Source organism: Okibacterium sp. AC114, assembly GCF_979253355.1.
Genome location: NZ_CEEDBR010000001.1, coordinates 2,902,553 through 2,917,314, shown reverse-complemented (window position 1 = coordinate 2,917,314; position 14,762 = coordinate 2,902,553). Strand labels below are relative to the sequence as shown.

Below are 14,762 nucleotides of genomic sequence, written 5' to 3'. Positions count from 1 at the left end.
CTTCGACCAAGGAATCACCGTGACCCTCTCCCCGAACGCCCGATTCATCGGTGCCGCCGCGCCCTCGGACGCCGGCGCTCCGGCCCCCTACCTGCGTCGAGAATTCGTCGTCCGGCCCGGCTTGAAACGAGCCGTCCTGACCGTTTCCGCGCTCGGAATCGTCGTGCCCATGCTCAACGGCGAACGCGTCGGGACGGAGGTCCTCGCCCCGGGCTGGACCTCCTACCGTCACCGTATGGGAGCTCGTGAGCACGACGTGACGGCCCGCCTGCACGCGGGGCCGAACGCCGTGGGGGCGGTCGTGGGCGAGGGCTGGGCCGTCGGCCGGCTCGGGTGGGAAAACACGCGCCACAACTGGTCGGATCGGCCGGCGCTGCTCCTCTCGCTGACCCTCGAGTACGACGACGGCTCCATCGAACACATCGTGAGCGACGAGTCATTCCGCATCGGTGAGGGCGCCACCCGAGCGCACGGTCTCTACGACGGCGAGCACCACGACGCCCGTGCCGAACCGGCCGGGTGGTCCCGTCCCGGTTTCGATGATTCCGCGTGGGATGTCGCGCACACCGTCGACTGGCCGGTCGAGGTCGTGCAGGTCGACGCGGCGCCGCCGATCGAACGCATCGAGGAGCGCGCACCGAGCAGCATCCGGCGCCTGGAGTCCGGCCGCCACCTCGTCGACTTCGGCCAGAACTTCTCGGGATGGCTGCGCATCCGCGTACAGGGGGATGCCGGTCGCACCGTCGTCCTCCGCTTCGCCGAATTGCTGACGCCGTCCGGGGACCTCGAACCGGACACGAACCGGACCGCCGAGGCGACGGACTCCTACACCCTCGCCGGCAGCGGCGTCGAAGTGTGGGAGCCCGAGTTCACCATCCACGGTTTCCGTTATGTCGAGATCGAGGGGTGGCCCGGCGACATCGAAGAGGGAGACGTCACCGGGGTCGTGGTGCACAGCGCCATGACGCGCACCGGGTGGTTCGAGACCTCCGACCCGATGGTGAACCGCCTGCACGACAACGCGTTCTGGTCGATGCGCAGCAACTTCGTCGGCGTTCCCACCGACTGCCCCCAGCGCGACGAACGGTTCGGCTGGACGGGTGACCTCAACGCGTTCGCGCCCACCGCGGGACTCTTCTACGACGTGCGAGGAGTGCTGCGTTCCTGGCTGAGCGACCTTGCCGCCGAGCAGCTCGAAAAGGGCTATGTGCCGTGGGCTGTACCCGATGTCCTGCCCACACCCTCGGCCCCCACCGCGATCTGGAGCGACGTCGCGATCAGCCTGCCGTGGTCCCTCTACCAGGAATACGGTGACGTCGAGATTCTGCGGGACAGCTACGACTCGATGACGACATTCATGCGTCAGGTCGAGGCGCAACTCGACTCCACCGGCCTGTGGAGCAGCGGCTTCCAGTTCGGCGATTGGCTCGACCCCGACGCCCCCTACGACGAGCCCGCCGACGGGAAGACGGACCGCCACCTGGTGGCCACGGCATTCCTCTGCCGAACGACCCGAGAGCTCGCCGACACCGCTGCGCTCCTGGGCCACGACGAGGATGCGCGACGCTTCGACGCCCTCGCCACGCGCGTGCGGGACGCGTTCCGGCGAGAATACGTGACGGCGTCGGGTCGTGTGATCGCCGAGACCGTGACGGCCTATGCCCTGATCATCTGCTTCGGCATCCTCGAACCCGGACAGCTCGACAAGGCGGGCGATCGCCTGGTCGCCCTGGTAGCCAAATCGGGTTTCCACATCACGACGGGCTTCGCCGGCACCCCATATGTCACCGAAGCGCTGACGCGGACGGGCCATATCGAGGAGGCCTACCTGCTCCTTCTGCAGAAGGAATCCCCGTCCTTCCTCTATCCGGTGACGCTCGGCGCCACCACCACCTGGGAACGCTGGGACTCGCTGCTTTCCGACGGGTCGTTGAAGGGCCGGGGGATGACCTCGCTCAACCACTATGCGCTCGGGGCGATCGTCACCTGGCTCTACACCACGACGGCGGGCATTCGACGGCTCGAGCCGGGCTATCGCCGGGTGCTCCTGCAACCCCGGCCCGGGGGAGGGCTCACGCACGCTCACGCGTCACACGACACCGTGCACGGACGTCTGAGCGTGGGCTGGCGCATCGACGGCGACGACATGACCGTCACGGCGTCCATACCCTCCGGGGTCGACGCCGAGATCGTCCTTCCCCGGCACCCCGACGATGCCCGGGAGACGTTGACGGCGGGCGAGCACAGCTGGACGTACACGGTGCCCGGCCTGAGCACGCCAACGGTGCACACCTTCGAGACGCCGCTCGCTGAGATCGCCGCCGATCGACCCACCTGGTACCGGGTGTCCGAGATCCTCGAACGGCACTTCCCGGGCATGGCCATCGACCCCGCCCAGCCCGAAGCGGGCGCACTCAGCCTCGACGCGTTGCTGGCATACATCCCGACCGCCACCGACGACGTGCGGATCGAGCTGCACGCGGCCCTCGGCGACACCGCCGCCCCCTGAACGGACCGGCACACCACACCGCACACCAGCGGCACACCACACACTGACGCTCGCGGCCAGCCGTCGAGCAGGCGCTTGCAGGCAAAGGAGACAACCGTGAAGAAGACATCCCTCAACGCTGGATGGCAGGTCCGCGAGAAGGTCAACCCGTTCGACGAGGCGTCCTCCCCGGCGGCCGCCTACGTCGACGTCGCCATCCCTCACGACGCTCTCATCGCCCGCGACCGGCAGCCGGAGGGGCGCGGAGCCAACGCCTACTTCCCGAGCGCCACCGTGCAATACCGGCGCAGCCTCGAGGTGCCGGCCGACGCGGGCGACGACCGGTTCGTCATCGAGTTCGAGGGCGTCTATCGCGACGCGATCGTCACCGTGAACGGGGCTTTCGCGGGCCAACGTCCCTCCGGGTACGCGGGCTTCACCATCGACGCGACCCCCTATCTGCACGTGGGCGACGACAACGAGATCGTCGTCGAAGCTCGCGCGCACGAAGACTCGCGCTGGTACACGGGCGCGGGCATCTACCGCGACACGTGGCTGCTGCGCGGAGGCGCCACACACATCGTCCCGAACGGCGTCGCGATCACGACCCCCGATGTCGCTGATGACCTCGCCGTCATCGAGGTGGCCGCCACCATCGCCACGACATCCGCCCGCCTGCAATCCGTTCACGTGGACGTCGAAGTGCGTGCGGAAAGTGGCGCGGTCGTCGCCACGGGGACGGTGCCGGCAACGGCCTCACCCGATGAGCCGCTCGCGGTGAGGCAACGGCTCTACGTGGCCCAGCCGGAACGGTGGAGCGCCGAACACCCTCGGCTCTACACCGCGGTCATCTCGCTGCGGCACGACGACGCGGTCATGGAGGAAGAGACGGTCGCCTTCGGCATCCGCACCCTGCAGCTCGACCCCCACAACGGCCTCCGGGTGAACGGCGAGACCGTGAAGCTGCGCGGCACGTGCCTGCACCACGACAACGGCATCCTCGGCGCGGCGACCTTCGCCGACGCCGAGGAGCGACGCGTGCGGATCCTCAAGGAGGCCGGTTTCAACGCCATCCGCTCCGCGCACAACCCCATCAGCCGAGCGCTGCTCGACGCCTGCGATCGCCTCGGCATGTACGTCATGGACGAGTCCTTCGACATGTGGACCTCGACCAAGTCCGGGTTCGACTATGCCCTCGCCTTCCCGACCTGGTGGCAGGCCGACATCCGTTCCATGGTGGAGAAGGACCGCAACCATCCATCGGTCATCATGTACTGCATCGGTAACGAGATCCCCGAGACGGGCTCGCCAGCGGGTGGCATCACGGGGCGCAAACTGGCAGAAGAGATTCGCCGGCTCGACCCCACCCGGTATGTGACCAACGGCATCAACGGGCTGCTCGCGGTCATGGGAGACCTCAAGCGTTTGTCGGCCGAGCACGGCCCGGGCGGGGCCATGGAGGCCATGGGAATCAACACGATGATGGCCGGCGCCGTCGACTACTTCAATGCTGTCGGCAGTTCGGATCTGGTCAGCGAGAAGACCGCCGAAAGCTTCGGACTGCTGGATGTCGCGGGCATGAACTACCTGGACGGCCGCTACGAACGCGACGCCGAGTTGTTTCCCAACCGTCTCATCGTCGGCAGCGAAACCTACCCGGCCAACATCGACCGCAACTGGGCGCTCGTCGAACGACTGCCCCACGTGATCGGCGACTTCACCTGGACCGGCTGGGACTATCTCGGCGAGGTGGGAATCGGTCGTTCTTCGGACACGCCCGGCGAAGACCTCTCCGCGCCCTATCCGTGGATCGCGGCCTGGTGCGGTGACGTCGACATCACGGGACACCGCCGCCCGTTCTCCTACTACCGCGAGATCGTCTTCGGGCTGCGTCGTGAACCGTATATCGCTGTGCTGCGCCCCGGCGTCACAGCCACGGGCCCGTACTCGAGCGCGTGGGCGTGGAGCGACAGCGTGTCGAGCTGGAGTTGGAACACGCAGGCGGGCACGAGCCTCGTCGTCGAGGTGTACAGCGATGCGGACGAGGTCGAACTCACTCTCAACGGGCGGTCCATCGGCCGAGTGCCGGCTGGCGCCGAGAACCGGTTCCGCGCGGTGTTCACCGTGCCCTACGAGGCCGGCCAGCTGATCGCCGTCGCCCATCGCAACGGCGAAGAAGCGGAACGCTTCACTCTGCGATCGGCGGAAGGGTCCGCACACATCACGACACGCCTCGAGGATGCGTCGGAGGCGCACACCGCCGACGGCCTTCATTTCGTCGCGATCGAGCTGAGCGACGGCCAGGACGTGATCGTCGTCGGGCAGGACGCGATGGTGAAGGTGGCGGTCAGTGGACCCGGCGAACTCCAGGCTCTCGGTAGCGCCGATCCGCAGACGAGCAACTCCTACGCGAACGATCGAGTACGCACCTTCGGCGGTCGCGCCCTCGCGATCATCCGCCGCACGGGCCCCGGGGCCATCTCCGTGGCCGTCTCGTCGGACACCCTCGCCGAATCCGTGCACGAGATCCCCGCCCGCTGACGGCACCCGTCTCCGCCCCCTCTCCGCCCCGGCTCCTACAGAAAGACGACCCACCATGGATGTAGCTTCGATGATCCCGCATGCCCCCGACGACGCCCCGATCCTCGTCACTTTCGCCCCGACGATCGACTACGACATCGACGACATCGACGGCGGATTGTTCATGCTCGACCGTGCGTTCGGCGGCGTCGTCTCGGCTCCCTTCTCGAAGGAGATGGACCCGACCATCCCCGGGTCGGTGCTCCTCGACGGGGAACCGATCGACTTCGTCCTCCGTCAAGCCGACTTCGGTCAGGTCCGCCCCTGGCTCCTGGGTGCCAAGGTCGCAACGCGGCTGCACGAGTACGGCACCGAGCACACACTGCACGTCGAGGGTTTCACGGACATCTATGGCAACCGCATGGAACCCCGCGATCTCGTCGTGACGACCCTTCCTCGAACAACAGCGCAACCGGAATTCGCAGAACACGAGCGCATCGCTCAGCGCATCGCCGAAGACGGCATCGTGCTGCTGAAGAACCTGCGCGGCGCGCTGCCCCTCGCGCCGGGGCGACTCAACATCTTCGGCAGCGCGCTGCACGCCTTCCGCACGTCGGTCGTCGGGGCCGGAAAGATCAACGCGCGCTACATCGTCGGCCTGCGCCGGGCCATCCAGGAGCACGAGCACTTCTCGCTGAACGAAGAGCTGGCGGAGTACTCCCGCCTCTGGGGCGACCTCGTGCCGCCACTCGACATGCTGCAGCGCGCAAAAGAGGGGTCCGACGTCGGGATCGTGGTGCTCACCCGCGCTTCGGGCGAGAACACCGACAACGGGTCGGGCGAGGGCGAGTATTCGCTCACCGCCGACGAAGAGACGCTGATCGAGACGGTGTCCCGCACGTTCGCCCGCACGGTCGTCGTCCTCAACACCCCCTATCCCATCGACGTGCAGTTCGTCAGCCGGCACGGCATCGACGCGCTCGTCCTCGCCGGGGTCGGCGGGATGCTGGCGGGCCCGGCTCTGCTCAACGTGCTGAGCGGTGCCGTCAACCCGTCCGGTCGTCTGCCGGATACGTGGGCCCTGGATTACACGGACATCCCGGCGAGCCGGAACTTCTACGACTGCTCGACCGATGGTGACCGCTTGGCCGGCAACGACCCGGTCTGGATCGACACCGTGTACGAGGAGGGCATCTACGTCGGCTATCGCTATTTCTCGACCTTCGGCGTCGACGTCGCCTTCCCGTTCGGCCACGGCCTGAGCTACACGAGCTTCGACATCAGCCGCATCTCGGTCACGGCACCTCCGCTGACGGGTGATGGTCTCGGTCGCATGAGCGCTGAGGCGACGGTGCGCAACACGGGCGCGGTCGCGGGGCGCGAGGTCGTCCAGGCCTACGTCTCGAAGCCCGGCGGCACCCTCGAGCAGCCCGCGATCGAGCTCGTCGGCTTCGAGAAGACCGCGCTGCTCGAGCCGGGTTCGGCCGAGACCGTGTCGTTCGACATCCCGTCGTCGGCCCTGGCCAGCTGGGATGAGAGCGCAGCGGCTTACGTGGCATTCCCGGGTGAATACATCGTCTCGGTGGGGCGCTCCTCGGCCGAGTTGACCGAGGCCGCGCGATTCACGCTGGATGCCCCCGTCACCGTTCGTTCCGCGCAGCACCGCATGCTTCCCGCCCAGCCGGTCACGGTGCTCTCGCACCACGACCCGCGCGGCACGTTCCCGACCGGCGCAGCGTCGGGCGTCCGGCCAGAAGCGACCGGATTCGCCCCCGGTCGAATCAGCCACGAGCGCGGCGCGGATCGCCTCGCCTCCGACCTGGGCTCGGCACAGGCAGCCGCGGGTGGCACCACCAGCGAGTCCCACCGCGTCAGCTTCCGCGACGTCGTCTCGGATGCGATGACGGCCGAGGCATTCGTCGCGTCGCTCACGGTCCCCGAACTCGCGCGACTCGTGGTCTGCGGGCAGGACGGCTGGGGGATGGAGGGCACCGGGGTCGCCGGGGTCGTCGCGCAGCTGCCCGGGCGCGACATCCCCCTGTTCCAGGTCGCCGACGGCAACTCCGGCGTCAACATGCGCACCCCCAACATCGGCATGCCCACCACGGTCGTTCTGGCATCGACATTCGACCGCCGACTCGCCGAGGACATGGGGCGGGTCATCGGAGAGGAGGCGCAGGCGTTCGACGTCAACCTCATCCTGGCCCCCGCGCTCAACCTGCATCGCAATCCGCTGAACGGTCGGCACCCCGAGTACTTCTCTGAGGACCCCCTGCTCGCCGGCTCGCTGGCCGGAGCCTATGCCCGGGGCCTCGAATCCGCCGGCGTGGGCGCGTGCTACAAGCACCTGGCGGCCAACAACGCCGAATCGGCGCGCAAACGGAACCAGTCGATCATCCCCGAACGCGCGCTGCGAGAGCTCTACCTGCGCGCCTTCGAGGTCGCGATCGACACGTATCCCGCTGCATCCGTCATGACCGCCTACAACGCGATCAACGGAGTTCCGACCGCCGCCGACCCCGAACTGATCCGCGGCTTCCTCCGCGACGAGCTCGGCTACGAGGGTGCAGTGATGACGGACTGGAGCACCTATGACACGTGCGATGTCGTCGAGATGATGATCGGCGGCAACAACTGGATCACGCCGGGAGGCGCCGACGACACCTATACCGCTCAGATCGTCGACGCCGTCGAATCGGGCCGGCTCTCGGCCGCCACCCTGCGGGACAACGCCGCGCACCTCGTGCGGCTCGTGACGGCGCTCACGAAGGCCGGACAGTGACCACGTCGCTGCGGACGAGGACCATCGTCTCGGCCGATCCCGAACTGGACGACCTCAATTCGATGATCCGGCTCATGCTCTACACCAACGAGATCGACATCGAGGGTCTGATCTATGCAAGCAGTCGTTACCACTGGAAAGGCGACGGTCAGGGCACAGCCTGTCTCCGGCCCGAGCGTGAGTATTCGACGCCGCAGACCTCGTGGCGGTGGGCGCCGGGCGAACGCTTCATCGACGACGTGGTCGACGCATACGAAGCCGTCCACGCGAACCTCGTCGTGCACGATCCCCGCTACCCGCACCCCGACGCGTTGCGTGGGGTGATCGCCGAGGGAAACGTCGCTTTCGAAGGCGACGTCTCACAGGTGACCCCGGGTTCGACGCTCATCGAGAAGGCGCTGCTCGCGGACGATCCTCGTCCGCTTCACCTGCAGGTGTGGGCCGGCACGAGCACTATCGCGCGCGCTCTGATGTCGATCGAAGAGCGGTTCGGGGGCACCGAGGAGTGGCCCGACATCCGCGATCGTGTGTCCCGCACGGCTCGCATCACGAAGTTCGACTCACAAGACGACACCTATGACGAATACATCCGGCCGCGCTGGCCCGACATCATGGTCACGGACGTCAAAACCTGGACGTGGGGTTACTCGGCGCGGCACCTCGTCCTGCCCACGGACCGTCATCTGCTCGGCGCCGAGTGGATGCGCGACAACGTGACGAGTGTGGGCCCCCTCGGCGCCCTCTATCGCACGTGGGGCGATGGCCGGCGCATGGTCGACGGTGATCCGACGGACTATTTCCACCTCTCCGGGCTCACCGCGGACGAGTTGGCCGCCCAGGGATTCCAGGTGTGGACCGACCCGCAGCCCGCCGGCGAATGGGTCTCGGAAGGCGATTCGACGAACCTGCTCCACCTCCTTCCCGACGGGCTGAGGAGCGCCGAGCACCCCGCTTTCGGAGGCTGGGGTGGGCGGGCCGAGCGCACCGCGGCGCCCTCGAACGAGTGGAGCGTCGAGCGGAGCGCCGACCGTGCACCAGATGGAAGCGCCCCTCCCGAATATTCGGTGACGCGCTGGTTTGCCGAGGCGCAGACCGACTTCGCCACTCGTCTGCGCTGGTCGGTGACCCCCCGATTCGACGACGCGCCCCACCATCCGAAGCTGTCGATATCTCCGGGCTGTGACCTCACGGTGCGGCCGGGGCAGGTCGTCGAACTGGGCGGGCGCGTCGAGTCGGCTCGCGATCACACCGACGTGACCTGGTGGGTGTACAACGAGGCCGGCACCGTGGCGGCTGATGTCGCCGTGTCTACCGACGAGGGGGAACGGACTACGCTCACCGTGCCGGCATCCGCTCGTCCCGGTGACACCATCCATGTCATCGTTCAAGCCACCGCGGCAATCGGTGGGCCGACGGCCTTCCGGCGGATCATTCTGACGGTCGGGGAGGGCTCGCCGGCAAGTTCGTGATCCTAGATCTCTCGGATCACACGGGCGGGGTTGCCGACCGCCACCACATTCGCGGGGATGTCTCGCGTGACGACCGACCCGGCGCCGATGACGCTGTTGTCGCCGATGGTCACGCCGGGGCAGACGGTGACTCCACCGCCCAGCCACACGTTGTTGCCCAGGGTGATCGGCTGAGCCGCCTCGAGCTTGTCGCGGCGCGGCCCGGGCTCGATGGGGTGGGTCGGCGTGAGCAACTGCACGTTCGGCCCGATCAGGCAGTCGTCGCCGATGGTGATCTCGACCACGTCGAGCGCGGTCAGGTTGTAGTTGGCGAAGGAGCGGGCGCCCAGGTGGATATTCGATCCGAAGTCGACAAAGAACGGCGGCTTGATAGACGATTCCTCGCCGATCGACCCGAGTAGCTCGGTGAGGATGCCGGGCGCCCGGCCGTCATCGGCGAGGAACGCCTTCTGGTATTCGTCCGTCAGGCGCACGGCCCGGTGTGCGAGTTGCGCGATCTCGGGGTCGTCAGCGATGTACAGATCGCCAGCGAGCATGCGCTCTCGCTGAGAACGGGGGTCGCCTGCAAAGAAATCGTCAGTCATGTGTACAAACGTACACGAGCTAGATCACTTCGTCGCCGGGGATGTCGGAGGCGCCGGCCGTGAGAGACGCGCTCTCCCATGTGGTGCAGGTCCAGCGATCGTCCGATAGCTCGAGCTCGACGACGCCGGTGTTTCCGAGCTGCCGACGGGCGATGAAGTCGCGGTCGAGGTTCTCGGCGCGCGCGCCGGCCCAGGCGCGGATCGCGGCACCGTGGGAAACGACCACCGCCGTGCGCGCACCCGTCTCGCGGATCGACGAAACCGCGGAGTCGAACGCGTGGAAGAACTCGTGCCCGTCCGGCCCGCCGGTAACGCGCAAACCCCGGTCGCCGCCCACCCAGCCCAGAACGACGCGGTGATACTCCGCACGAGCCTCCTCGTCGTTCCGGCCTTCATAGACGCCGGCCCTGATCTCGGCGAGTCCGTCGAGGACGTGTTCGTCGAGACCGCTCAGGCGCAGGAAGGGCGCGATCGTCTCCCGAGTCCGGGCGAGCGGAGAACGGAACACGGCATCGACATTTTCCTCGACGAGCCGCGAGGCCAACACATCCGCCTGCCCACGCCCCTCGCGAGTGAGCGAGGGGCCGGGCGGCACGGTGTCGAGTCGACCGTCGACGTTCGGGGGGATCTCTCCGTGCCTCACAAGTAGCATGCGCATAGTGCGACGATAGGACACGTCGGCCATCAGATCACGGACTGCCCGCTATCCGATGGCAGGATCACGCCGTTGAGGTTGATCGCGTCGTCGCTGAGGACGAAGGTGATCGCCGCAGCCACGCGTGCTGCCTCCACGGGCGCGGGCGCGAGGGCCAGTACGGGAAGGATGCGCTCACGGCCGAGCGCGGAGGCGAACGACGCCTGGATGTTCGTGACCGTGCTCCCCGGAGCGACACAGTTCACTCGGATGCCGCTCGGTCCGTACATGAACGCGGAACTCTTCGTCATGCCGACGACGGCGTGTTTCGCCGCGGTGTAGGCGAGTCCGGCCGAGGAGCCCCTGAGTGCGGCCTCCGAGGCGATGTTCACGACAGAACCGCGCCCGGCCGCGAGCATCAGAGGCAGGACGGCACGGGTGAGGGTGAAGAGGCCGGTGACGTTGATTCGGAAGACCCGCTCCCACACTTCGTCGCTCACCTCGTGGAGGGGGGTCATGTCGTCCATGATCCCGGCCACGTTGGCCAGGCCGTCGATGCGCCCGCCCGCTGCGTCCACGATCCGCTGCACATCGGCGGGGTTCGAGATGTCACCGGCGACGGGCACGAGATCCAGCTGGGGGTTTTCTTCCGCGAGGGCGTTCAGGCGGTCGGCGCTGATGTCGGCGGCGATGACGCGCCCTCCTTCTTTAGCGATTCTCAGCGCGGTGGAACGCCCGATGCCTGAGCCGGCTCCCGTGACGATCACGGTGTGTCCGGCGAATCTGTCGGCGACGATCTTCTCTTCCCAGCTCTGCTGCACCGGTCCTGGTGCGGCCTGTGCGGGGATCTCGACGGCCGTGCCTCCGACAGAGGCGACGAGCGCCGCAATGATCTCAGGCGTGATCGCGCCACTGCTGAGCGGAACGAGTTCCGCGAGTGTGAGCTGAACGGCCCCGTCGAAGGCGCCGGGTGCTGCTCCCGTCTGGCGAAGAAGCTGCTGCAGGGCTTCGGCGCCGGCGGGGTCGGCGAGCCATTCGCCGATGGTGGAGTGCGCGGAGAGTTCGGACTGGGTCATGACGCTACTTTCTGTCGAGGAGTGGTGCTGCGGAGGTTCTGGATGTGTGGGGTCAGTCCTGATCCGTGAGGGTCAGTTGCCACTCCCATTCGTAGGAATCACCCGTCAGGCGGAATGCGTGAGCGGTGTCCGGGCCGAGGGCGCCCGTGCCGAGCCCTCGGTGCGCGACGTCGAGGTGCACGACCGTGCTGGAGCTTGTCGGCAATTCCCACCAATGTGGTGCCGCTTCGAGTTGGCCGGGCGTGTAGCGCGAAACGTTGACCTGCAGGGGCGTCGAGTGGCGGGTGAGAACGGCGCGGCGCGCACCCGACAGGTGGAGTTCTGAGACGTCGCCTCGCCCGCCGTTCTCCTGGGGTGGCATGTACGTCACGGCGAGGTCGTCGATGTCGCTCTCCCATCGCCCCAGGCGCGCTGCGCTCCGTCGGTCGGGGTAGTTCTCGACCGGACCGAGGCCGATCCAGGATGCGCGCTGGAAACCGTCGACCAGGGTGAACGTGACCCCGACGCGCAAGCCGTCTGTCGTGCCCTCGGGGAGCTGCACGTTTTCGTGGAAGACGAAGGAGTTCGATGCGACCGCAGAGATGCGCTGGGTGTGGGTGACGGTGTCGCCGAATGCCGACGCGTAGGTGGTTGTCACGGTCTTCCGCTGAGCGTCTTCTATGATCTGCACGTCGACGGGTTCGAGGGCGAAGAACCCCGAGCGCACGAAGCGCTCGTCCAGCGGGGTCGCCTTGTCGTTATCGGTGAGCGCACGCCACAGGCACAGGTGAGGCCCGACCTGCAGGAGTGGGTGTTGCACGCGTCCGCCCTCGTCGAGCGGGGCCATGAACTCGGGGTGCGGTTGCGGCAGGGCCACGGGCATGACGGGCGCTTCGATTTGATGGGCTGCCAGGACCGTGCCGGCCTCGGCCCAGGAGGTCGATTCCTCGAGCGACGCGGTCAGTGTCACGCCGAGCAGGTCATCGGCGGCGAGTGCTGCGCGGATGGTCGCCGGAAGCTCGATGACCGCCTCTGTGCTCGCCGCTGCGGCACCGGCGACGGGCGCGGTTGCGAGGGTGCCGCTCTGTGCGTCTACGGACACCTCGAACGCGAAACGGTCGAGGTCGGCGAAAGATTGCCGATTGCGGATGCGCAGAACGCCGCGCGAGACATCCTGCCAGGTGGAGATGACCCGGACCGGTGCGCACACCTCCCGCACCTCGAGCATCGCGGGTTTGGGAGTCCTGTCGGCGAAGGCGATGCCGTTGAGCATGACGTCTCCGTCGTTCGGCCCGTCACCGAAATCGTCTCCGGACTTGTACCGGCCATCCCCCTCGGGATCGAGGGCGTGATCGAGGTACTGCCAGATGAAACCGCCCTGAAGGCCGGGCAGCGAGTCGAACAATTCCCAGTACCGCGCGAACCCGCCCGTGCTGTTTCCCTGGGAGTAGGCGTACTCGGAGAGGATCAGCGGCCGATCGCTTCGCGGGTCGGCGGAGTAGGACTCCAGGCTGCGGATCGACGGGTACATGGGGCAGGCGATATCGCTGGCTGCGTGCCCGCCGTGCCAGTTCTTCGACACGGCACCCTCGTATTGCACGGGCCGGGTGGGGTCGAATCGTCGCACCCAGGCGGCGACCGCATCGTGGTTGGCGCCGTAACCCGTTTCGTTTCCGAGGGACCAGGAGATGATGCTCGGATGATTGCGATCTCGAAGCACCATTCGCGAGACGCGTTCTGTGAAGGCGGGAAGGTAGAGGGGGTCCTCGCTCACCGTGTCCATGAATGCGTGACCTTCGATGTCGGCTTCATCGACGACATACAGGCCGAACCTGTCGCACAGGTCGAGCACGGCCGGATCGTTGGGGTAGTGGGAGGTGCGGATGGCGTTGACGTTGAAGCGTTTGAGCTGTGCCAGTTCCTGCGCCATCTCGTCGTGCGTCAACACGCGCCCGGTTCGCGGATGTACGTCGTGCCGGTTGACGCCCTGGATCAGGATTCGGGCGCCGTTCACGAGAAGATCCCGACCCACGACTTCGACGCGCCGGAAGCCCACCGAGACGCGAGTGCTGTCGACGACGCCGTCCGCGGAATCGATGAGCTCGACGAGAACTTCCTCGAGGTGGGGGGTCTCGGCCGACCACGGTTCCACATCCAGCTCGTCGAGGCGGTATTCGACGGTGCCGGGTGCGGGACGATGCGACAGATAGGTTTGCGTGATCATGTCGGCCGCCGCCGCCCACTCTTCGGGGATCTCGGCGCCGGACGGGATATCGCTGAAGAACTCCATCGCGTCCGGGGGGATGAGAGGCTCGGGTCGGACGCTGCGATCGACGCGTCGGGTCGACTCGGTCGTGTTGATCGTGGCATGTTCTGCGGACGCCGCGATCTCGAGAACCTCGCTGGTGCCGAGCGCGGTGATGCGGATGCGGTGAGCAGGCGCCGCCGCGTCCAGGTGTCCGGTCGTGGAGGCCACGACGGAGAGCGTGCCGGAACGAGTGTGAGGATCGAAGTCCGCCACCACCTGAACGTCGGTTAGTCGAACCTTCGGGACGACGAACAGCGACACCGAACGGGACAGCCCCGACTGCCACCAGTGGTCCTGGTCCTCGAGGTAGGTCTGCGAGCTCCACTTCGATACAGCCAGGACCAGCGAGTTCTCTCCGGCGTGAAGGTGACCACTGATATCGAAGTCCGCGGCCAGATGCGAGTCGCTACTGGTGCCCACAAGCGTTCCGTTGACGAAGACGCGGAGGAACCCTTCGGCTGCTCCGACGTGCAGGATGAGCGCGCCATCGGAGACGTCAGGTGCCGTGAAGCTCCTGCGATACACGCCGACCGGGTTGCGGGAGGGCACGGTGGGCGGTGTCTCGGGGAACGGCATCCGGACGTTCAGGTATTGAGGCGGGTCGGTCGGGTCGGTCATGGTCCAGAGGCTCGGCACGGTGACCGGTGACCAGGTTTCGGCGAGTGGAGCAGCAGCGCTCGAAAGCAGCTGAAACTCCCACGTGCCGTCCAAGACGGTGTGTGGTTCACGGCGGAGAGCGCTCATCGGGAGGCGACCGACGGACTGGAACCCCGAAAAATCGTCAGGCAGGGAACTGAGAAGTGTGCTGTCCATAGCTGCGTTAACTCCGTCGTCAGTGTGCGCGCGTTCGAGCAGTGATCGCGTCAAAGTCGCGCCGTAGTGCGACTTTCACCTCGAACGTAGCAGAATTCGCGGAGTAACG

Annotated in this window: 8 protein-coding genes; 4 read left to right on the top strand and 4 right to left on the bottom strand. The window is 67.2% G+C overall.

Going from position 1 to position 14,762, the window contains the following annotated elements; genetic code table 11:
• Window positions 1-19 precede the first annotated feature (19 nt).
• From ACZ6IE_RS13485 to ACZ6IE_RS13470, 4 genes are all read left to right on the top strand, one after another.
• Window positions 20-2,509, top strand: a complete 2,490-nt coding sequence (locus ACZ6IE_RS13485) for an alpha-L-rhamnosidase (protein ID WP_464608381.1) — start codon at window positions 20-22, stop codon at window positions 2,507-2,509.
• 96 nt (window positions 2,510-2,605) lie between these two features.
• Complete coding sequence (locus ACZ6IE_RS13480; protein WP_464608380.1) at window positions 2,606-5,029, top strand: glycoside hydrolase family 2 TIM barrel-domain containing protein; 2,424 nt, start codon at window positions 2,606-2,608, stop codon at window positions 5,027-5,029.
• A gap of 55 nt (window positions 5,030-5,084) precedes the next feature.
• Window positions 5,085-7,790 (top strand): beta-glucosidase, encoded by a 2,706-nt coding sequence (locus ACZ6IE_RS13475; RefSeq protein ID WP_464608379.1) that lies wholly within the window; start codon window positions 5,085-5,087, stop codon window positions 7,788-7,790.
• Window positions 7,787-9,259 (top strand): DUF1593 domain-containing protein, encoded by a 1,473-nt coding sequence (locus ACZ6IE_RS13470; protein WP_464608378.1) that lies wholly within the window; start codon window positions 7,787-7,789, stop codon window positions 9,257-9,259. Before ACZ6IE_RS13475 ends, ACZ6IE_RS13470 begins: the two co-directional genes overlap by 4 nt.
• 2 nt (window positions 9,260-9,261) lie before the next feature.
• Here the strand turns inward: ACZ6IE_RS13470 and ACZ6IE_RS13465 are convergent, their stop codons facing one another.
• The 4 genes from ACZ6IE_RS13465 to ACZ6IE_RS13450 are packed head-to-tail and all read right to left on the bottom strand — an operon-like array spanning window position 9,262 to window position 14,584.
• Window positions 9,262-9,843: a sugar O-acetyltransferase gene (locus ACZ6IE_RS13465; protein WP_464608377.1), complete on the bottom strand. Its 582-nt coding sequence runs from the start codon at window positions 9,841-9,843 to the stop codon at window positions 9,262-9,264.
• A gap of 19 nt (window positions 9,844-9,862) precedes the next feature.
• A complete protein-coding gene (locus tag ACZ6IE_RS13460) occupies window positions 9,863-10,501 on the bottom strand; it encodes a histidine phosphatase family protein (RefSeq protein WP_464608376.1) in 639 nt (212 codons plus the stop codon).
• A gap of 26 nt (window positions 10,502-10,527) precedes the next feature.
• The gene (locus ACZ6IE_RS13455) at window positions 10,528-11,553 is read right to left on the bottom strand and encodes an SDR family NAD(P)-dependent oxidoreductase (RefSeq protein WP_464608375.1); all 1,026 of its coding nucleotides are present in this window, start codon (window positions 11,551-11,553) and stop codon (window positions 10,528-10,530) included.
• 52 nt (window positions 11,554-11,605) lie between these two features.
• Window positions 11,606-14,584, bottom strand: coding sequence for a glycoside hydrolase family 2 TIM barrel-domain containing protein (locus ACZ6IE_RS13450; RefSeq protein WP_464608374.1), 2,979 nt, complete (start codon window positions 14,582-14,584; stop codon window positions 11,606-11,608).
• Window positions 14,585-14,762: the final 178 nt, after the last annotated feature.

What these genes read in the sequence shown, in the direction of transcription:
- ACZ6IE_RS13450 (WP_464608374.1), bottom strand. Translation starts at nt 14,584, where the DNA reads ATGAGCGCTCTCCGCCGTGAACCACACACCGTCTTGGACGGCACGTGG.
- ACZ6IE_RS13455 (WP_464608375.1), bottom strand. Translation starts at nt 11,553, where the DNA reads ATGACCCAGTCCGAACTCTCCGCGCACTCCACCATCGGCGAATGGCTC.
- ACZ6IE_RS13460 (WP_464608376.1), bottom strand. Translation starts at nt 10,501, where the DNA reads ATGCGCATGCTACTTGTGAGGCACGGAGAGATCCCCCCGAACGTCGAC.
- ACZ6IE_RS13465 (WP_464608377.1), bottom strand. Translation starts at nt 9,843, where the DNA reads ATGACTGACGATTTCTTTGCAGGCGACCCCCGTTCTCAGCGAGAGCGC.
- ACZ6IE_RS13475 (WP_464608379.1), top strand. Translation starts at nt 5,085, where the DNA reads ATGGATGTAGCTTCGATGATCCCGCATGCCCCCGACGACGCCCCGATC.